20 protein-coding genes are annotated in these 22,326 nt (G+C 29.6%); 18 read left to right on the top strand and 2 right to left on the bottom strand.

Annotated elements, in window-relative coordinates:
• Together RDK80_RS06140 and RDK80_RS06145 are read left to right on the top strand one after the other, a co-directional pair.
• Positions 1-3,273 (top strand): HsdR family type I site-specific deoxyribonuclease, encoded by a 3,273-nt coding sequence (locus RDK80_RS06140; protein ID WP_308523767.1) that lies wholly within the window; start codon positions 1-3, stop codon positions 3,271-3,273.
• The gene (locus RDK80_RS06145) at positions 3,273-3,956 is read left to right on the top strand and encodes a SprT family zinc-dependent metalloprotease (protein ID WP_308523768.1); all 684 of its coding nucleotides are present in this window, start codon (positions 3,273-3,275) and stop codon (positions 3,954-3,956) included. The genes RDK80_RS06140 and RDK80_RS06145 overlap by 1 nt, the downstream gene beginning before the upstream one ends.
• A gap of 569 nt (positions 3,957-4,525) precedes the next feature.
• Here RDK80_RS06145 and RDK80_RS06150 read toward each other — a convergent pair.
• On the bottom strand, positions 4,526-4,894 hold the full coding sequence (locus RDK80_RS06150) for a helix-turn-helix transcriptional regulator (protein ID WP_308523769.1): 369 nt from the start codon (positions 4,892-4,894) through the stop codon (positions 4,526-4,528).
• 176 nt (positions 4,895-5,070) lie between these two features.
• Between RDK80_RS06150 and RDK80_RS06155 the strand changes: the two genes are divergently transcribed.
• From RDK80_RS06155 to cwlD, 16 genes are all read left to right on the top strand, one after another.
• Positions 5,071-5,265, top strand: coding sequence for a helix-turn-helix transcriptional regulator (locus RDK80_RS06155; RefSeq protein ID WP_308523770.1), 195 nt, complete (start codon positions 5,071-5,073; stop codon positions 5,263-5,265).
• A gap of 196 nt (positions 5,266-5,461) precedes the next feature.
• A complete protein-coding gene (locus tag RDK80_RS06160) occupies positions 5,462-5,803 on the top strand; it encodes a hypothetical protein (RefSeq protein ID WP_308523771.1) in 342 nt (113 codons plus the stop codon).
• Positions 5,804-5,839: 36 nt separating this feature from the next.
• Positions 5,840-6,238: a hypothetical protein gene (locus RDK80_RS06165; RefSeq protein ID WP_308523772.1), complete on the top strand. Its 399-nt coding sequence runs from the start codon at positions 5,840-5,842 to the stop codon at positions 6,236-6,238.
• A 319-nt stretch (positions 6,239-6,557) separates the two neighbouring features.
• Entirely contained in the window at positions 6,558-7,433 is an 876-nt protein-coding gene (locus RDK80_RS06170; protein WP_308523773.1) for a diguanylate cyclase, read from the top strand.
• A gap of 291 nt (positions 7,434-7,724) precedes the next feature.
• A complete protein-coding gene (locus RDK80_RS06175) occupies positions 7,725-8,795 on the top strand; it encodes a DNA sulfur modification protein DndB (RefSeq protein WP_308523774.1) in 1,071 nt (356 codons plus the stop codon).
• 400 nt (positions 8,796-9,195) lie between these two features.
• Entirely contained in the window at positions 9,196-9,609 is a 414-nt protein-coding gene (locus RDK80_RS06180) for a hypothetical protein (protein ID WP_308523775.1), read from the top strand.
• Between the two features lie 250 nt (positions 9,610-9,859).
• Entirely contained in the window at positions 9,860-10,426 is a 567-nt protein-coding gene (locus RDK80_RS06185) for a site-specific integrase (RefSeq protein WP_308523776.1), read from the top strand.
• Between the two features lie 60 nt (positions 10,427-10,486).
• Positions 10,487-10,957 carry a hypothetical protein gene (locus RDK80_RS06190; RefSeq protein WP_308523777.1) on the top strand — a complete coding sequence of 157 codons (471 nt, stop codon included), beginning with the start codon at positions 10,487-10,489 and terminating at the stop codon, positions 10,955-10,957.
• A 340-nt stretch (positions 10,958-11,297) separates the two neighbouring features.
• Positions 11,298-14,594: an AAA domain-containing protein gene (locus RDK80_RS06195; RefSeq protein ID WP_308523778.1), complete on the top strand. Its 3,297-nt coding sequence runs from the start codon at positions 11,298-11,300 to the stop codon at positions 14,592-14,594.
• Positions 14,595-14,596: 2 nt separating this feature from the next.
• On the top strand, positions 14,597-15,931 hold the full coding sequence (locus RDK80_RS06200; protein ID WP_308523779.1) for a hypothetical protein: 1,335 nt from the start codon (positions 14,597-14,599) through the stop codon (positions 15,929-15,931).
• Positions 15,932-15,983: 52 nt separating this feature from the next.
• Positions 15,984-16,739, top strand: a complete 756-nt coding sequence (locus RDK80_RS06205; RefSeq protein WP_308523780.1) for a hypothetical protein — start codon at positions 15,984-15,986, stop codon at positions 16,737-16,739.
• Positions 16,740-16,874: 135 nt separating this feature from the next.
• Positions 16,875-17,858, top strand: coding sequence for a hypothetical protein (locus tag RDK80_RS06210; RefSeq protein ID WP_308523781.1), 984 nt, complete (start codon positions 16,875-16,877; stop codon positions 17,856-17,858).
• 235 nt (positions 17,859-18,093) lie between these two features.
• Positions 18,094-18,525: a hypothetical protein gene (locus RDK80_RS06215; RefSeq protein ID WP_308523782.1), complete on the top strand. Its 432-nt coding sequence runs from the start codon at positions 18,094-18,096 to the stop codon at positions 18,523-18,525.
• Between the two features lie 5 nt (positions 18,526-18,530).
• Positions 18,531-18,929 carry a helix-turn-helix transcriptional regulator gene (locus tag RDK80_RS06220; RefSeq protein WP_308523783.1) on the top strand — a complete coding sequence of 133 codons (399 nt, stop codon included), beginning with the start codon at positions 18,531-18,533 and terminating at the stop codon, positions 18,927-18,929.
• A complete protein-coding gene (locus RDK80_RS06225; RefSeq protein WP_308523784.1) occupies positions 18,929-19,372 on the top strand; it encodes a hypothetical protein in 444 nt (147 codons plus the stop codon). Before RDK80_RS06220 ends, RDK80_RS06225 begins: the two co-directional genes overlap by 1 nt.
• 813 nt (positions 19,373-20,185) lie before the next feature.
• Entirely contained in the window at positions 20,186-20,920 is a 735-nt protein-coding gene (gene cwlD / locus RDK80_RS06230; protein WP_216557455.1) for an N-acetylmuramoyl-L-alanine amidase CwlD, read from the top strand.
• Positions 20,921-21,117: 197 nt separating this feature from the next.
• Here the strand turns inward: cwlD and RDK80_RS06235 are convergent, their stop codons facing one another.
• Positions 21,118-22,248: an aldo/keto reductase gene (locus tag RDK80_RS06235; protein ID WP_216557459.1), complete on the bottom strand. Its 1,131-nt coding sequence runs from the start codon at positions 22,246-22,248 to the stop codon at positions 21,118-21,120.
• Positions 22,249-22,326: the final 78 nt, after the last annotated feature.

Genomic DNA, 22,326 nt, shown 5'->3' on the forward strand with positions numbered 1-22,326 from the left:
ATGAGTGAGTATACTTTTGTTGAAAAGCCATTTTTAACTCAACTTCATAATTTAGGTTGGGATATTATTGAACATCCTAATGGAGTTATTCCTACCGACCCAACCGTAAGTTTACGAAATGATTTTAAAGAAGTTATGCTTAAAGATACATTTAAGACTAGTCTTAAAAAGATAAATGCTACAGATTCTGGAATTGAATGGCTTAATGATTCACAATTAGAAGAGTTATATACAGTCCTTTCAGAACATTCACATAAGGAATTACTTGAGGCTAATAAAGAAGTTTTTGAACTGCTGATAGGTAAAGAACGGACAACTGTTGATCGTAATGAAATCACTGGGGAAGAGTATCCATCAATAAAATTTATTGACTTTAAAGAGCCAGAGAATAATGATTTTCTTGCTATTAACCAATTTCGCATTGATACAACAGGAACTGCTAAAAACTTCATTATCCCTGACATAGTTTTGTTTGTAAACGGAATTCCTTTAGGAGTAGTTGAATGCAAATATACTAATGAACATACTTCTAATCCTATGGAAGAGGGAATAAGGCAGTTATTAAGATATAGTAACCAAAGGCTTGAGAGTGAAGGCATCGTTGAAAAGGAAGGAGAAGAAAAATTATTCCATTTTAATCAATTGATGATATCTACCTATGGAGATGAGGCTAGATTTGGAACTATTAGTGCGTCTTATGAACATTATTTGGAATGGAAAGATATTTACCCTTTGAAATACAAGGAGTTTGAACCTCCTTTAGGAGAAGTTCGTTCACAGGAAAAACTCATTCAGGGAATGTTGGCACCAGAGACTTTCTTAGATATAATAAAACATTTTACAGTATTTATGCAGACCAATGACACGACAATCAAAGTCACCTGTCGTTATCAACAGTACAGGGCTGTGTACAAAGCAATTGAGAGATTGCTAAGGGGAGATGATCCGTTCCAGCGTTCAGGAGTTATTTGGCATACACAGGGTTCGGGGAAATCTTTAACTATGGTGTTTTTGGTAAGGAAAATTCGCTCTATTGATGAACTAAAAGAGTATAAGGTGGTTGTAATTAATGATCGCACAGACCTTGAAGAGCAATTAGGTGGGACTATGACTTTAACGGGTGAGACGGTGGATTATGCAGAAAACACTGATGAATTAAAGTCTAAAGGGGCAACACAAACTTCAAATCTTTTAATGGTTATGGTCCATAAATTTCTTGGAAGAGATAATTATATAAAACCTGATGTCCTAGTAAATGCTTTGAAAGTAGCAGAAGAAAGTATGCTACCACAATACACTACATTTGAAGAGATTAATACTTCAGAGAAAATACTTATTCTTGTTGATGAGGCTCATAGAACCCAATCAAGCACACTAGGAATGAATGTATTTAGAGCCTTCCCAAATGCATCAAGAATTGCTTTTACAGGTACCCCACTCATAACTGAAAGACATAAGAAGAAAACTCACGAGACTTTTGGTTCTTACATAGATACTTATAAATTGCAGGATGCCGTAAACGATGGCGCTACAGTACAGATTCTGTATGAAGGTAAGACTGTAGATACTGCTATAAATGAAAGAGCAGAGTTTGACAACAAGTTTGAAGATTTATTTAGAGAAAGAACTGAACAGGAAATACTTTTGATCAAGAAAAAGTATGGTACATTAGGAGATATTTTAGAGGCAGAAAAAAGAATTGAAGCAATTGCAAAAGATATTGTAAAACATTATATAGACAATATCCTGCCTAATGGATTTAAGGCTCAAGTTGTTACAAGTTCAAAACTGGCTGCGGTTCGCTATCAGAAGGCTATCGAAAAAGCATTGCAAGAACGAGTCGCTGAGGAAGAAGCAAAAAGTTCTGTTGACTTAGAACTTTTAAAGCAACTGAAGTTCATTAAAACTGCTGTTGTCGTTTCTTCAGACGGCACTAATGAAGACCCACAAATTACAAGGGTTAGAAAAAATGCTAGAGAAGTGAATGCCATAGATAACTTCAAAAAAAAGTTTGATTATGATGATCCAGATAAGAAGAATACCGGCATTGCTTTTATAATTGTATGCGATATGTTGTTAACAGGATTTGATGCTCCTATCGAACAAGTAATGTATATAGATAAAAAGATGGTAGAGCACAACCTATTACAGGCTATCGCAAGGGTTAATAGGAATGCATCAGGAAAAAGTAGGGGTTATATTGTTGATTATATAGGAATTGGGAATCATCTCCACGAGGCTTTGAAGATTTATGGCGGTGGAGATTATGAAGATACTATTGGTTCAATGCAAGATATAAATACAGAAATTCCAATATTAAGGGACAGATATTACAGGTTATTAGATTTATTTAAATCAAGAGGAATAGATAGAATACAAGAATATGTAGAATATGAGATTACTGACCCAGCAGAGCAATACCAAATATTAGAAGTCTGTATAGATTTACTTGCCGATATCCATATAAGGGCTAGTTTTGATGTTCATTACAAGAAGTTTCTACAAAGTATGGATATTATACTTCCAAATCCTGCTGCCAACAATTATGTTGGGCCTATGAAGGCATTTGGACATATACATAATAAGACACGACATAGATATAAAGATAATTCCTTTAATATTGCAGGTGTTGGTAAGAAAGTCAAAAAATTGATCAATGAACATTTAATATCCTTAGGAGTTGATCCAAAAGTTCCTCCGGTTGAGTTACTTTCAAAGGATTTTAAAGATGCTTTAAATAAGAGTCACTCTACTAAGGCAAAGGCAAGTGAAATGGAACACGCCATAAGAAAGCATTGTAAAGTCAACTTTGAATCTGACCCAATATTATACGAGAGATTTAGCGAGAAGTTGCAAAAGATTATCAATGCTTATAAGGATGATTTAGAAGAAAGATATAACCAATTAATGATTCTATTTGAAGAAATAAGAGAAGGAAGGGGAACAGATAAGGAAACAGAAGGTCTTGACCCTCAATTGGAAGCACCTTTTTATGACCTGCTACTTATTAAGGCGTTCAAAGAAAAGGATAAAGTTACAGAAGAAATTAAAGAGCAATTAAAAATTGTAGTTAAAGATATTGTTGCGCTTATAAGACGAACCATTAAAATTATTGATTTTTGGCATAAAGGGTATGAGCAGGATATGTTAAAGGCAGAAATAGACGATATGCTATTATTTTCTAATATAGATGAAGTAATAGAAGTAAAAGAGCAAATCACTTGTGATTTTATGGAGTTAGCAAAGAGAAAACATAGTGAGTTGGTGAAGTAATGGCACAGTGTGAAGACATACACTATGAATTAAGGCAAAGCAAACGCAAGACTTTAAGTATTTATATTGAACGGGATGGGAGTGTTACGGTTCTTGCACCAGAACATTTGAATATGGAGGAGATTGAAAAAGTATTAGAAGAAAAAAGGTATTGGATTTACTCAAAACAAGAGGAATGGAAATATCTTAATTCCGCAAAGGTTAAAAGGCAGTTTGTTAATGGTGAAGGATTCTTATATCTCGGCAGGTCATACAGGCTAAAGTTAGTTGATGAGCAGGATGAACCTCTAAAACTATATCAAGGATACTTTTGTTTGAGGAAGAAAGATATCCCCTTTGCTGCTGAACATTTTAAAGAATTTTACAGAACAAAGGGAACAATGAAACTAAAGGATAGAGTTGATCACTATAAAGATATGATTGGTGTGAAACCACAGGGGATAAGGGTAATGGAATTAAAATACAGGTGGGCATCCTACTCAAATAATGACATTCTTAATTTCCATTGGAAGTTAATGATGGCCCCAATGACGATTATAGATTATGTGGTGGTACACGAACTGGTCCATTTCCTATATCCAAATCATACCGAGAGTTTTTGGAACGTAGTGGATAAGGTACTCCCAGATTATCTTGAACGTAAGAATTGGTTAAGAGAAGAGGGTGCTGCATTGGATATATAATATAATAAGTAGAAGGAACTGCTGCTATAAATTTAAGTTAAATGTAGTTTATGAATAAACTAGAAATACCAATAGGAAATGTGAATCAAATAAGGGGGAGTCGGGCAGATGAAAAAATACTTATAAAAAGAATTTCTAGGGCATCTATTATTAGTATTAGGAATTATTTTCATAATTAGCCCAGTTTTATTATATTGGTTTATACATAGTAATTATGGTAGATATATTTGGATTATAAATGGTCCATATCCATTTTGTTATTTTGGTGGGGGTCCATTTCAATTATTTATGTATGTAGGATTATTTACAGTTGGTTTAAGTATCATTGTAGTTACAATAGCAATAAAAATAAAAAATAATACAGATAAAGTAATACTCATAAAAATGGATTTAACTCTAGTAGTAAGCCATTTTTATGAGTATTTGTCGTTTATGTAGTATTAATTTAGCCTAATTTATTAGTTAAAGAATAAATAATTAGTTTGCTATAACGTAAGATTACTTAAATTATGATTAAAAATTAATCATTTTGGACTAAAAATAAAACCTTCTTTAATTATCTTTATTATCTAGATATTAAGGTTTTGATTCAAAACAACATTTATATATCCTTGTATATTTCGCTTTGCTTCCTTATCTAAAGTTCTGTAAGCCGTTATTAGATTTTTTTCTTCATCACTTAATTCCAACGGTTTCTGAGATTCCTTAATAACTTCATTAGAATTTGGTGCCATAGGTGACTCTCCAGTTAGAAGCCAATCAATAGACACATTAAATAATTGTTTAAAGGCTATAAGGGAACTAGCAGAGGGTGCAAATTTGTCATTTTCAAGTTCGCTTAAATTTCCTGTAGATATTCCTGTTTTTTCTTTTACATCTGATAAAGATAATTTCTTAGTTTTTCTTGCATACCGGATTCTTTTTCCAATGGTATCCAAAATATTCACCTCCAAAATCTCTGATATCCGAAGATATCAATTAAATAGTATTGACAATCTCTGATATCCGATATATTATAATAATTAAAAGATTAATTATTAATCATTAATACTGATATTGTACCAAAGTTTCGGATAAAAGAGAATAAATATTTATTGAAGGGTGGTGGATTGGGATGAAGAAAAGAAAACTAACCCCTTTTGGATTAAAAGTTAAGAATAGACTTGCAGATTTGAATATGACCCAGAAAGAGTTGGCTAATAAAATAGGTACTTCTGATGTTTATCTTAGTATGATTTTATATGGTGAGCGATCAGGGAATATGTATATTGAAGATATCAAAAATATTTTAAAACTTGATGATAGTTAAATGAAGTAATTATCTAGATAAATGGAATTTATAAAAATGATTTTATATTACCTAACAAAAATCAAACATACAATTCAGGAGGTGACCTTAAAAATCATAGTTAGACTTGGTAGTATATCATTACAGTATGAGTTCTATACCTGTATAAATAACTTCATTAAAAAATAATAAATTATTAATCTGGAGGTGTATTTTAATGTTCTTTTATCAAATCTTTATGGTTATCTTCATAATTGGAATTGTAAAAGGCATTTCATTATGGTCATATTTTTTTAAGGTTAAATCAATGGTACGTGAGTTAGGAACTGGTGTTACTGAGGAGCAAGTTCAGAACTTTATTAAATTGGTAAGAAAAATGAAAATGCTAAATTTTCCAGACCTATGGAATACGCTTAGAGCAGGTTTCACATTAGTGAATAATGCTGAAAATATTAGTTATGAAAATAAAAAAGAATTAATGAATGCTCTATTAAGCAAGGGTGTAAATCTTGGCAATGTAAAAATACATAAAAGTAATGAGACAACCAATATTAAATAAGTTTCAACAAATTTTACAATTTTAGGAGGTATTAATATGGAGTATAAAGTGATGAAATTAAAAGCGAAGACTACAATATTTGTGGTAGTAGTTATTGGAATGCTATTAGTTCTAGGGGTAGGATGTTCTAATAGTGATGTCTCTACTAACCTTGAAGGTGAGTGGGAAATTACAAAGGCAGAGGAAATATCTAATGACATTTATTCTACAGGTTATAGTATTCTTTTTAGTGAAGGCGACAAGATCAAATTTGTAGATAATAAAACAGTGAATATGGGAGCATTTCCTTTTGAATATGAAGTCACAGAAGATAATGTAATTAAATTAGTAAGAGAGGGGACAACCTCTATTATATTTGAATTTGAAATAGTAGATGAAGATACATTAGTTTTTGAAAATAAAAATTTTAAAATTCAATCTATTAAAATAAATTAATTATATTAAGTGGGTACATCAAGGCATTGATGTTATAATGGTATAAATCTAGTTATTTTGCATTTATAAGAGTAAAGCAGTTGTATTACCTTACTCTAATGATTTTAAATACATTATATTAGTTTTTATTGGACAGCCACAGTTTAAGGTTTTGCGGACGATTCTTTCTGAGTAAGGTTATTTTTAAAAAATGTTTTAAACCTTCTAATTTAAACTCTAGAGCCTGCAATATCCAATCCTATAAATCTTATATTAATTCCAGAACATACCATCCTTTGTTCTAATTTAGGACAAGTAGAAGATTTGGAGGCTAATTATTATGTGTAAACATAAAGAGGTAATTCGTATTGTATTAGATAATGAAAAAAATATTAAATATACTAACCTAGACGATCAAAAGGTAAGAGCATATCTTCAAAAACTGAAGATTTTAGAAAAACTATCTGATGTTTTGCCTGTTCAATATAATTTGAGAGAGTATTTTGTAACCATTGATGAGGTTAATATCGCTGATAATAAGTATTATTTAATAACGGCTGTAGCAGAATATAATAAGTGTGAAGACTGTAGTAAGGTTGTTATAGATAAAGTTACGGGACTATACAATCGTAACTACTGGGAGCAAATTATCAATGGCGAAACCCTTAATTCTGCAACTAAAAACTATACATTGATAATTATTGATGTAGATAATTTAAAAGAAATAAATGATATATACGGACATACAGTAGGGGACAAAGTTATCGAGATTGTAGGCCAAGGGATTAAAAATTGTATAAGGAAAGATGATGTAGGATTAAGGTACGGAGGAGATGAATTTACAATCTTACTTTTTAATCAAGATAAAAAGGCAGCCTATAAAGTAATAGAAAGAATTAGAAGCGAAATCAGTAAATTAGCAGCAAAGCATTGCCTGAGTATTGAAATCAGTGCAGGAGTTGCCCATCATACTTCTTTAAAAAATATTAAAGACCTCTTTAATATGGCAGACAAAGATTTATATATAGAAAAAAAGGCAAAAAACCAAAAAGAAATTGCAAATAATAATTTAAGAAAAGAAATTGAAAATATTAGAAATGAATTAAATAGGATCGTGGTTAGTAAAAATCAGAAAATTATCAATGAAGAAGTATTGGAAATAAGCAAAAAATTAGATGAATTAATTATAAAGTATCTAAAAAATAATAATATATAATACACAACATATGAAAAATAATTTATTTATAGTTTACTATATATCAGTGAACTGGTAGTTTGAAATTTACTGAACTTTATATACACTGCAGTGTTTTTATGAGGTTCATAGATATCGGATTATCAGTTTTTTATATTCTTTATATATTGATAATAAAGTTAGAATAATATTTAGTTTTATTAAAATAGAATAATATCGATTGTAGATATTTAATACTTTACGGAACATAAAACCTTCCGATATAATTATATAAGCACTAGGAGTTAAAGAGTGAGGGGGGGTGTTAAGCAAATGATGGAATTTACATTTGATTTTTTAGCAAGACTAAAGGATAATGCCTATTTGACTATGCTAGATGGGGCACAGTTGGTTAATTTATGGGAAGATGGAATTATAGCCTACAATCCTGAGATACAAAGAGGTAGTCGTATAAAAGTAAAGAATAATGAAGAAATAGAAGAGGCTGTATATAGTAAGACAAATGTAAAAAAGATATATGCAGCAATGGTTGCAGGAAACTACTTCGAGGATTTAATTACTTTAAATCTATTAGACGATGGTAATAGTAGTTTTTCGGATGTATTTTATGACGAAACCAATGAATTTAACGCATTTACTACTTATGGCAAAATAGATATAGCGGATGGTCAACATAGGATAAGGGCATTGAAAATGTTAAATGATTCAAACGAAGAAGGAATTACTAGTATACCTTTAACGGAATTTAATTTTCCTGTAAAGATCACACATTATGATACCAAAACAGCACAACAACAGTTTCATCAGTTTTCACAGGGTTTAAAAATAAGTTCAAGTAGAACAGAATATTTTAATACATCTGATCATTCTAATGAAATAGTAAGAAAACTTATGAGAAATAGTGATTTGGCTGGAAGAGTAGAAATTGTTAGGAATTCTATTATAAAAAGTGAGAAAAGGAATGTAGTAACATTTGCAACTTTGGTAAACGCAATAAAGATGGTTTACAAGGATATGACCAGCGCTCAAGCAGAATCATTAGGACAATATTTGTGTCAATTCTTTAATGAGTTGTTTAATGAAGTGCCAGAACTTATTGATTATGAAAGACGTCAACAAAGTAAGGAAACTTCTATAAAGACAGAAAATATTATGTTTTATGGATATATTGCCATAAGTAAGGCAATTAGAGGAAGAGATAATTGGGAGCAATATATATCATTGATTAATCAATTGGACTTAAACAAGGATTCAGAATTATGGTTTGGTAAGGTTACAAAAAGGGGCAGAAATGGTCTTGCAATGGTGAATAGTCTTGATTCAAGGAAATATCTTGTGGAGAAGATTATTGAACAATTTGAAGGACTGTTAAATAATCAATAACAAATATGGGTTGATAGTTATATTAAAATTAAAGGAGTTACGCAATACAATAGCCGGGTATACCGGCTTTTATTATGCTATATAATAATTTAATCTTGATAATAAATATTTCAACATAATATAAATTATGCTGCCGTTGTCCGCTTTTACCCGAGGATCAAGAGATGATTAATACAAAATATCAACATAGTTTAAGAGGAAATTGCAGTATTATTTGAAGACATAATTTATGGAGTGTTATTTAGTAATAAAACATCTGTTAATGATAGAAGTTTCAATGTAGTTAACACAGTTTTATCGCTATTGATTAGCAGCAGTTGTTAGCCATAGAATTGCTAAAACAGATTACACCATAATATGGTATTATAAAGAAAATATCATTTATAAGGGGGGAGAAAGGATGTCGATTCCAAATTTGCAAATTGTGCTCAAAACAATCAGAGAAAATTATAATTGCTCGCTAACAACTATTAAAGGGAAACGAATTATGTTTGAAGGAGTGAGCAATAACAAGAAATTAGTTCTTTGTACTCCATCTTCAAAGTTACATCCTCAAGGTAAAGGCTGGTTTGATCTCACAACTAAACAAGTCGAACTTCTAGATGATTCAGACATTTCGATACTTGCAGTTCGGTTAGAAGGGGGAAAAGTATATTATATTAACTTTAAAGATCTTAGAAGGTTAATGGAACCAGAGATGATACTTGAGAACCCAAGAGAAGGTAAACACTGGAAGTTTTATGTTTGGCCAAGTTATTTAAAAGTTCAAGGTAATGAAAAAGAATTTCATATTCAACCTGAAGTTGTTTACTAAGAAGTAGATACCCTTCCATTTGATAAAATTTATAAGAGTCAGGTGATAATCCTGACTTTTGTATTTAAATAATTTTCTATTCGAGTGTAACACAATTAAAAAAGAGTTAATCTCACAAAATGGCTGAAAGCCTTGGAAAATAAACATTCCTTTAATAATGCCATAATTTATGTCTTATTAGTGTAACATATTGGGCTGCTATATAACAGTAAGCGTGATATAATGAGACTAGAAAAAATTTCCGGAGGGAGTGTTTACCATAGAATTAGTTCAACCAATAAAAGATATGGATAAGATTATTGAACTCAAAAGAGAACTGCTGAAGCGCAATTATAAGTATTATATGCTTTGTATTATGGCATTTAACACAGGAATGCGTATCGGAGACATAATTTCTCTAAAAGTTTCAGATGTAAAAAATAAAACTCATATTGTTATTAGGGAAGAAAAGACAAATAAAACAAAGTTGTTCCCAATCAATGAACAGTTAAGACAGGAAATTAATAGTTACATTGTTGGAATGCAAGAAGAAAATTACTTATTTCCCAGCAGGCAAAAAAATGCGAATGGGGTAAAATCACATATTACTAGAGTACAGGCCTATAGGTATATTAAAAATGTAGCAGAGAAATTAGGAATAGAGAACTTTGGAATGCATTCGTTTAGAAAATCATTTGGCTATTTTTACTATCAACAAACAAAAGATATTGCAAAATTAATGCAGATTTTCAACCATGGTTCTCAGGAGGTAACTAAAAGGTATATTGGATTATCACAAGAGGAAATCGATGAAAGTTTGCAGAATTTCTTTTTATAATAATTATAGATGTAATATTTCTAGGGCTAGAAGTTTAGATTTTATAATGGAGGTAGATATATGCCAAATACTGATTGGTCTTTATTAAACACATTGCAATTAGGGCGATATGCTGAATATTATGCAAAAATGGAATTTGCTTCTTATGGTCTAGAGATATATTCATCTGAGGTAGATGATCACGGAGTAGATTTTATTGTAAAAGATAAAAATGGTCGTTTTTGTGAAATACAAGTAAAATCTTTAAGAAATAAAGGGTATGTTTTTGTTCAAAAGAGCAAGTTTGATATAAGTAATAACAATTTGTACCTTACATTATTGTTATTTGAAAATGGAAAAAGTCCTGATATGTTTATAATTCCATCAGGGGTATGGGAAAAACCTAATGAAGTATTTGTTGATAGAAACTATGATAAACCCGGGCAAAAAAGTGCTCCAGAGTATGGAATTAATATAACACTGAAAAACTATGATATTTTGGATATATTTAGGTTTCAAGAAGTCATTAGAGAATTTACCGAGAAAAAATAATGTTAAGAGAAATTAGAGAGTAAGATTAATAAAACAAAGCGTCAGACTTGGAAATAATCTAGTGCATTTTATTTTTGTAAATGAACACTCACCCACTAGAAAGAAATACAATATTATTTTAGATCAAATAGAAGACGATGATTAATATTAGTCAGTCTTCTATTTTTTGTGGCAAGAATTTACAATATCATATATAATTATAGTAATAGATTTGTCGATACCAAGTATAAAAGTATAACTATGATATCACTATGTTGTATTGGTCGGTATTAATTCTTCATTTTATTAGAACAAGATGTATGAATGAATGCAAAAAAGAAGTAAGGAGGGGTTGGGTAGGATGGTACTAAGCAAATATGAAGTTGTAAGAATATTAAAGCCAGGAAATAACAGTTATTCAGAGGTATCTGAGATTAAAGATATATCCACAGAGAAACATTATGCTATGAAAATAATTAAGGGAATTAATACTCCTTTACATAATGTTATTTTTGAAAGAGAAGTAGGGGCATTAACTAAATTAAGAACGTGTAGTAATATCGTCAGATTAGAACATTATGATATTCATAATGATGATAATTATGGAAAATGCGGACGAGTATTTCTAGAGTATATTGAAGGGGAACAACTGCAAAAAATTGATGTTCTAGAATTAAATACTATTGAAAAAGTCAAAATTATAGAGCAATTGATAAGTGCTATTCAGACAGCACACGAAAATAATATAATACATAGAGATATAAATCCTAAGAACATAATGATTACTCCAGATAAACAAGTTAAATTAATTGATTTTGGAATTAGTAAAATAAAAGATATGGTAAACTCTGATACCTTATTTCAGTTTGCCACCAATAAATATGCTGCCCCAGAAGTTCATACTCATAGTGAGAATGCTACAGAAAAGAGTGATATATATTCATTAGGAGCAGTATTATATTTTATATTTACGGGAGAAGAGCCACCAATAGCAAATGAGTTTGAAACAAAATTAGAAAAGACTGGTGGAATTGATATTGAATTTAAAGAAATAATCAAAAAAATGGTAAAGTTATCGCCTGAGGATAGATACGATAATATTTTTGAAGTTAGAAAGGAATTAAAAAAGTTATTTAATAGATTTACTAAGCAAAATAGAACTTATATCTTTTCAATTGATTCAGGTAAAATAGTACATATGAGAAATCTTTCTTTAGTTCCTAATAGTGATAATTTTGCTGATATTATAGAAAATTACATTAATGAAGATTTTTTGGAAGCCTATATATTTATTGAAAATGATGATGAAGAAGATAAAATAGAGGAGTTATATACGCTTTATGGTATTCACTATTATTTTGAGTGTTATTATGATGATAAGAACCAGATATTCCGTATTACTAAAGTAGATAAGTTACAACCTTATAAAAGAGAGCAAATTAAGAGAAAAGCAATGTATGTTAATGGGGATGTTAAGTTTATTTTGGGTGGAAAAAGAATACCTTCTAATAATAATTTTGAATTAACAATTAGTACTAAAGATAGCAAAAAGGACTTCTTATCTTCTTCTAATGTAAATAACGAATACACGAAGAAGTTTTTCGCGTGGCATAAATTACTAGATATAATGGAAATAGAATATAAGAAGAATGTTATTAGAGTAAACTATGATTCATTTAAAATAGAAGATAATGTTTGTGTTTTTTCTATTAATGAACAGGATTATTATTTACTTGATGAAAATAAGGATGAAATTACATTTATATATGAAAATACGAAGGGCAAAAGAAATAAGGTTGTTGAGATAGGAAATCTAAAGAGTATTTATATTGATAATGAAAAATTCTATTTAAAACTAAATAATATAAATACGGGGTTGAAGTCAAAGTTACCTAAAAGTGGAGTTATATGTGAAGATTATAGAAGAAATCTTTCTTTGATTAATAGAGAAAAAAAGGCCTTAAATTCTTTTAATAATGAAGACTATGTAAGTCCCTCAAATTTAAAAAGCATCTTTTCTGGCATACAATCAGCAGGTTTTTTTAATGCACCTACAGGAAGAGTTTATTTTAACGAATTACTAGATGGAACGCAGAAAAAAGCAGTTACTAAAGCGTTAAATTCTCAAGATATATCACTAATACAAGGGCCACCGGGTACAGGAAAAACTAATGTAATAATTGAGATTTTAAGACAAATATTTGAAATGAACAACCAAGGGCAAATATTTAAACAGAAAATTTTGCTAGTATCTCAAGCACACGCTGCTGTGGACAAGATGCTTGAAGATTTAGATCAAACTTCTAGTGATAATATAAAAGTTATTAGAATAGGAAGAGATGAAAATTTATCAGATACTGTTAGGGAGAAATATGCCGTAGATTATGCACAATCAAGATGGGTTAATAGAATTATTGACGGTAGTAATAACTTTGCGAAAAATTTGTTATCATCTTTAGAAATTGATAAGGAAGAGTTCGATAAGTATTGTGAAGCGATTATGGAAACTAAGTTTTCTAAGGGAGAAGATGAAAAATTATATGAAAGTGCTATGTCTTTTATAACATATTTCGAAGAAAAGTATAAAGAACTATTAGAGACAAAGGACTTTAAATCTCTTCAAATACAAAAAGATTGGGTAAATAGAATTGTTGGTAGAATGGATATTCAGCAGCACTTTATAAAAAATGCTGAGATTGTTTCAGGAACTTGTACAGGTGTTATATCCAATTATGTAATAAATGATATGGTATTTGACTATGTAATAATCGATGAAGCAGCAAAAGCAACATTTCCAGAATTATTAATATCCATCATTAGAGCAAAAAAAATTATAATGGTTGGCGATCATAGGCAACTTCCACCAGTATTGGACGAAGAACTAATAAAGAATAGTAAGCAAACATTTATTGAGAGTAACTTAGATTTTAATACATTATATAATAGTATATTTATGAAACTATTTGAACATCTTCCTAGTGAAAATAAGCAAGTGTTAAATACACAATATAGAATGCACCCCACTATTGGAACAATGATAAGTCAACTTTTTTATGATAATCAAATTTTAAATGGAGTTTCCATAAAAGATAGAAAGCATAATATCAAGAAGTATATGGACTTAGCCATTGTTTGGCTAGATACCTCAAAGTCACCAGATAGATTTGAGGAGAATATTTCAACTACGTATAGGAATATGCTAGAGGCAAATATTGTAAAAGAACAATTAAAACTTATAAATAACAGTATAGATAGTTCTGAGTATGATGTAGGGGTTATCACACCATACAGTGGGCAAAAGAATTTAATTCGTAATGAAATACAACAAAATACCTATGATAACATAAATAGTAATGTAGTAGTGAATTCAGTTGATGCTTTTCAGGGCGGTCAAAAGGATATAATAATTTATTCTACTGTCAGAAGCAGTGATAAACACAAAAATATTGGATTTCTAAAATCCGAAGAAAGATTAAATGTTGCATTTTCACGAGCGAAAAGACTTTTAATAATAATTGGAGATGCTGAGTTTTTAAGTGATACAAGCATTAATGACAACAAGTTTCCATTAATAATAAAATATATAAAGGAAAATCCGGAACATTGCAGGATCATTGATTATCTTTCTTTAAATGCAGACGGAAAGAGGGAGGTTTAAATATGTGGAATATTGCTTATGATTTAAATAGATTAATTCCTCCTATAAAAAGTGGCTATAACTTTATTAAATCGATAAAGTTATATATACCGTATAAAGAAATAGGACTTAAGACATTGGTTAGAAAAGAACAACCATTACCATTTTTTTATGAAATAATATTGAAGTTAGTTGACTGTAAATATAATGAAATACATAATATTTCAGAATTGATTGGTGTAGAAGAAGAAATTTTAAATGATGTAGTAGGTGAGATGTCAGGGAGCAACTTATTATACATCAAGAGTAACATAATTACTTTAACACCTAAAGGAAAGGAATCATTGAATAAATTAAAAAGGACTGTTATTGAAAAAGAGGAATTAAATAGAATTTATATAAATGCTATTACTGGTGAAATTAAGGATTTAGATCGCACATATAAAAAACCTGATTATATGTGTCCTTGTTTAGACGAAAAAATAAAAATTACTGATGAATTTATTACTAGTCATTTTAGTGATTTTGATGAATATTACCAAAAGAGGCAGGAAGACTACGAAGTTAAAGAACAACATAATAGTATCAGAAATGAAATTTACCAGATAATTGGGAAAGAATATGAAAAATTATGTTATATTGAAGAAAGAGCATTTATATATAAGAATATTAGAGATAATGATTTATTATTTGAATGTGAAAATGACCCAGAGAATATATATGGAAATACTCTTGCAAGACAAATTTATGACTGCACTGGTGCAAGAAGTTTTTTAGTTCCTCCTTTTAATTGTGGCAAATATTTAGACATACAAGTTAGTATAGATGGTGAAAAAAAGGAAAACACTGAAAAGTTAGTGCAGGTTTTATCGAATAATACTACTTTAGATAATAAAAGTAAGGAAGAGATAGAAGAATACTATTTTACGGATAGATATTTATTAGAGAATGAGTATTTCGATATTCTAACTTCATTAAAAAATATTAAACCATCTGAAGTTGTAATATCATCAGGAGAATTATCGAAGATGTTAAATGATGAAGTTATTTCAGCATTACAATCAATTATTAATAAAACTAGAATTTATATTATATATGATAAGAATGAATATAAAATTAGTCAACTAAAGAGTAAATTAATGAATTATATGAAGAAAAATCGAAATAGGATACAATGGATTGAACAAGAGAACATTACTCAAACTGATATAGTATTATATCCTCAATGTTTAATTAACATTAAATATAACCCCATTCCAGTTGGAAAAGACTATTTGATAGAAGAGGTTCCAGAGATAATTTTTAATAGAGAAAAGATAAAGATTCAGAAAGATAGTCTATTAACCAAGAATAAATGATTTTTTCTGTTAATACTTAACAAGTAAAATACTGGTTGAGGAGTGAAAGATGATGTCTCAGATAAACAATAAACCTTTATTGATGACGTCTGATAAATATGTAATGTTGAGAGAGAAGTACGACTATAATTCGCCAGACTGTAAATTAGAAATTGTGAAAACAGGTAACATATATAATGTAGGAAAGTTTATTGGAATATTTGCAAGAGAAGTACCAAATGGAAATCCTAATGGTATAAATATTAGAAGATTTGAAAGTATTGTACAAGAAGTATTTCAAGATTGCTATGCTGCATTTATCTCCAATAATCTTACAGATAATCATATAATAAATTTGAAGCAAATATCTTCAGCAATTGTATACTGGAAAATGACAAGTCAAGGTGGGCGTGCTAAATTAAAGGTGGACAATGTCTTGGCTAAGTGGAATGCTGACACGGTAAATCAGTTAATGAATGCATATGAGAAAAAGGATATGTCACTTTTCCGAATTGGAGGAGTTAGAATACCTACAGCAACAACATTTATGCGGTTCCTGTTTCCAAATGATTTTGGAGTGATGGACTCCCGTGTAGTAGGCAATCATACACAACCTAATGGTATAACGACTCTTAGTTTAAGAAAAGATGGTTATATAAATGATACCAAGCAGAATGTTGAGAAATATACCAGCGAATACATTGTATTTCTTAGTGATGAGGCAAAAAAGTTAAACGATTTGTGTATTAACTTTAAAGATTATGATGCTAACGGAAGGCTCATATCTGCAGGATTTCGTGCTTGTGATATTGAAATGGCTCTTTTTTAAGAGTAACTAATGAAAGACTGATTGAAGTTATTATAGAACACTTTTAGTTCGTTAAAATTGTATTTTATCGTTTGTATTTGTAAACTTGAAAATATAATAATGATACAATACGGTACGGTTGAGGTAGAAAGTAATATGAGTATAATTAAAAAAATATTGATAAATATAACATTTTTATTTAAAAGATTTTTCTTTCTTACAAGTAAACTTATTTTATGGGGAATGGAACAGTTTAAAATTTTTGAATTTAGAAAAGTATTTATACTAATAGTACCTATTAATTTAATCATTTCGATTATTTTAGTGGATAAGAATTCATTGGTTATAAGTAGCATAAGAGTATTCTTAGCAATAATATTGTTGTTATTATCCTTTACTGCATTCTACAGTATCCAATCCAAAAAAAAGATTTTGGATAGAGAAAAGTACCTAAGTTATATGTTAGATTGGAGTATTACTTGGATATTTATTTCTAATGCAACTTTTATGTATTTTGTGAATATATCAAATGAGTTGGCAGTATTGGTGCAATACTTAACATACATTGGTTTGTTTTTAATGATGCATTATTGGCTTAGAAGATTTGTTAGTAGACATATAAAACATTGGATATCATATAGTGTTTATTTTTCAACATTACCTTTAATTGCTGGGATTATATGGATAATATTTGGAGATATATTGGCAGTGTCTTTTAATATGCCAGAATCGATATCAGATAAAGTAATAGGATATATGACAATTGTATTAACTGTTATACTTCTAAATTTTGAAATTTATGATGCTCCTAAAGAAATTAGGCCAGAAGTTCGAGTTGCAGTTAATTTTATTGTAGCCATGTACTCGACTATAAGTTATTGCTTCTTCATTTCAGATTATCTAACTGAACCTCTTTATAATATACTTATTCCTTTGGAAAGTGAGTTTGTTGAACACTATGGAGAGTTTTCAAGGCAGATGATCAAATTAAAAGTAGAAAATTTTATAAAATGGGTTACTTTGCCTTATTTGATAGGTGCAGTTTTTGGTTGCTTCCTATTAGAACTACTAGATAGAAACGATTATATGAGTAATAAGAAGAAAGAAAATGAACTACATAATGAACAGACTGATTGGTGAAATTAATTTTGTACGATATTGAAGGCATATCAAATTAAGATAGTATTCCTTTATAAACTAGGATATGTACAGATTTAACTTTACTAGTTAGCCTTTATATAATCTAAACAGAATTGACTTACTTAATAATTAGACAATCTATGGTAAAATTTTCTTGCAAAATAATAAATATAAAAAATAAGTTGCAAATATAACTTATAAGTTATATAATATTGTTAAAGGGAGATACTAAATTGTGAACGAGAGAAAAGTTACTACTAATATTATTTATCCTTTTGGTTCAAAGTATCCAACTGAATATATAAAAGTTTACTATACTTTAAATAACGAACTGGAAGATATAATTGAAAATAGTGGATATAAAAGAGCATTCTTGAGCAAATATCAAAAGAGTTTAAGATTTTTAGAAGGATTAAAAACAAAATGTTGTCTTGGTAATAGCGATTTATTTGAGAAGTTACTTGATGAAGATAACTTATATAGTATTAGATTATTTGGAGAAAAAAATATAAGAATTCTATTTTCTTTTATTTCTATTAATGGAAATGGTAAAGCAATTTTGTTAAATGTATTTGAAGAAAAAAATAAATCTGATTATGAAAGTGGTAAAAGAATTGCTAGAATTAGAAGAAATGAAATAATTGATGTTCTTAATATGAAGGAGTGAGAAATATGTTAATAAATGATATTTTAAAAAATCCGTGGGACATTTTTAATGATGTTGATGAGGAAACAAAACAAGAATTTGAGTTATCTAATATGCTTGTTGATATTGCTTGTAAAATAATAAACTATAGACTAGACAATGATATGACTCAAAAGGATTTGGCTAATAAATTAGAAATAACTCAGGCGATGGTTTCAAAATTAGAAAGCGGAGAATATAATCCATCTATAGAGTTTCTATTTAAAATTTCTAAAAAACTAAATTGGAAATTTGAATTAACTTTTGAGGAAAATTATTCGGATGTATTAATTCAATATAATATGGAAAAAGAACAAGAAATATTAAATGAAGCAAATGAAAAAACTAGTGAAGAATTAGAATTATTAAAGGGGCTTGCAGCATAATGAAAACAGATAAAATAATGGCCGATTTTCAGTTTTTAAACAATAAAGTTATTGAATTTTCTATTGAGAATAATTTATTAAATATAAAAGATAAAGTAATAAAAGTTGATTTTGATATGGACTATGATATTGTAAGTTGCAATGAAGTAGAAGATGGTTATTTAGGTGTTGTTGATTTTATTGTGAATTCAATTGGAAAAATTGAAGAAAGTGAATCGTTCAAAATTCACTTAAAAATGAGAGGAAACTTTATTGGTTTCAAAAGAAACCTTAATATGGATAAATTTAAAGAAATGTTAGAAGTGAATGGAACAGCAACATTATCCCAAATTTCAAGGGCATATATTACTTCAACAACCTCATTATCAGGAATGCCTTCTATTAACTTACCTATGGTTAATATATATGCAATGAAGAAATACAAAGATAATATATTAAAATAGTATACAAAATTGTTCATTGTCGACTTCCAAGAAAGTCGGTTCAAAATTACAAAGTTTGTTCACGAAAGATACAGAGCGTCAGACTGGGAAACCAATCTGGCGCCTTTTATTTGTGCAAAAGAATATCCCCCCCGCCACAAACATCCCAGATAACCAAACAACTTTTTCCCCCGCAGCCCAGTAAAATCAATATATATAAAAATATAAGTAAATACCTCCCCTATGCATATCGCACTTACATCTCATATAATTGTTCCTATTTTTCCACGAGCAAACTTTGTCATTCTTCACTGCTCACGAGCAAACTCGCTTGTCATTTTCTCATTTTTTATCTCTTTTTTTCTATTTTTTAAGTAAATGCAACCCACGAACAAACTTTGTCACTCAAAGTAACTTATGGGCGAGAAGCATTGCAACCACTCGCTTACCAGACGAGTAAACTTTGTCACTACGTGAGCAAACTCGTGTGTAACTGGACAATTGGAAGCACTGGATACCCAGTGCTTTTTTTATGACCTAACACAGCGAACGTCAGTGAGCTGATGTAGGTCAAACGCAACGAACGCCAAATTCATGTGAATGATAATGAGCAAATGAATTTGTGCAGTGAGACTGCGGAAAATGACCTAACTTAACGAACGATAGTGAGTTCTAGTAGGTCAAACGCAACGAGAACCAAATCTATACGAGCGTAGGGAGCAAATAGATTTAAGTTTCGAGACTGCGTAATAAGCCTAAATAATTAATTTAGTTTTTCCTTGGAATATACTTTGTATATCTACAATATATTTCTATAGGAGGGGAGAGGAAAAGATGAAATTGATTATTATTAGAAAAAAATATATCAGAATAGGTATCATATTCTTGGTAGCATTAATAGCTTTAGGATATGGAGTGATAAAAAAATATAAAATTATGCCAGTAACTTATCTACCAATATCAAATAAGGTTATTGCCATAGATCCTGGTCATGGAGGAGTAGATCCAGGTGCAGTAAGTAAAAATGGTATTAAAGAAGATGAAATAAATTTGGAAATAGCATTAAAACTAAAACGACTAATTGAACAAAGTGGGGGCATAGTTTTCATGACTAGGTCTACAGATCAGGGTCTATATACATCAGAATCTAAGACACTTCGTCAAATGAAAACAGAGGATTTAAAAAAAAGGAGAGAACTCATAGATAATAGTACTAGTGAAATACTTATATCAATACATTTAAATAGTTTTACTAGATCAGCCTATTATGGAGCCCAGACTTTTTATAAAAAAGGATCTGAAGAAGGAGAACAGCTGGCATTGATAGTACAAGAGGAATTAAGAAATATATTAGATAAAGAGAATAAAAGAGAACCTCAAAAAAGAGATGATGTGTATATATTAAATGAAGTTAGTATACCAGCTGTATTGGTTGAATGCGGATTCCTATCAAATAGTATGGAAGAACAATTATTGATAGATGAATCATATCAGGAGAAAATAGCTTGGGCAATATATGTAGGTATAATGAATTATTTTAATGAAATAGATTCAAAGCATGAATTTTAAGATGTTGATAAGAACTGTGGATAATATAATAAATTGTGAATAATTAACAATGTGCATTTATCAATGTTAGACAAATAAATACTTAAGAGGAAATAGTAGGTTTACATAAATTATCCACGGTCAATTGTGGATAATGTGGATAAAGTGGATTGAAAGCGAACGTAACACTCTATATCCGTTCGCTTTCTCATTATAATTTATCTTAAAACTTTGTCAGCATCTTTAAGAGATTTGATAATTTCAATATGCTGTGGGCATATTGATTCACATGCACCACATTCAATACAGTTTTGAGCAGATTTTTCTAATTCAATAAGTCTATTATAGGTATTCTTAGATTCTTGTTCGGTGTTATAAACATAGACGTTATTATATAGTTCAAAGATATCAGGGATTTCTACGCTCTGTGGGCAAGGAAGACAATATTCACATCCTGTACAACCTACCTTAACATTTTGTGAATATATTTCGGTAACTTCGTCGATTAACTCTAACTCCTCTTTGGTTAAAGAATTTGGAGATGAATTTGAGCAAGTTTTAATGTTTTCCATAACATGATCTATTGTTGACATACCAGATAATACTACTGATACCTCTTCAAAATTTAAAATCCATTTCAATGCCCATTCAGCAGGAGTTCTTTTAATTTGACTTCTATTCCAAACTTCGGATATCTCTTCTGAAGCATTCGACAATTTTCCGCCTTTTATAGGTTCCATTATTACCAGGGAAATATTTTTGTCGGCAACATATTTCATACCCTCGATTCCTGCCTGATAATGTCTATCCATGTAATTTAATTGTATCTGACAAAAATCCCAAGAATATGAGTCTACAATACTTTTAAATACATCTAAGCTATCATGGAAGGAAAATCCTGCATATTTAATTTTTCCATTTTTCTTAGCTTCATCAAGAAAATCTAGTACTTTCAAATCATAAATTTTTCCCCAAGTCTTTTCTGATAAGGCATGAAGAAGGTAAAAGTCAATATAATCAGTTTGCAATCTTTCTAGTTGCTCGTCTAAATATTTTTCAAAATCATTGTAGGATTCAACTAACCAAACAGGTAGTTTTGTTGCTAGATATACTTTTTCTCTATATCCATTTTTTAGAGCATTACCTACAAAGGCCTCACTATTGCCTTTATGATAAGGATAAGCAGTATCAATATAATTTACCCCATTATCAATAGCATAGTGTAACATACGGGTTGCTAAATTTTTATCAATCCTACCTGAATCACCCTCTAACGTTGGAAATCTCATGCATCCAAAACCTAATTGTGATACTTTTAACCTATCTTTAGTAAAATAACGGTATTGCATATTTTTACCTCCTCTTGTATAATTAAAGCGATACTACAATATTATAACATTTAATAATCTATAAATAAAATCAGTTTA

Source organism: uncultured Tissierella sp. (assembly GCF_902479755.1).
Taxonomy (GTDB): Bacteria; Bacillota; Clostridia; order Tissierellales; family Tissierellaceae; genus Tissierella; species Tissierella carlieri.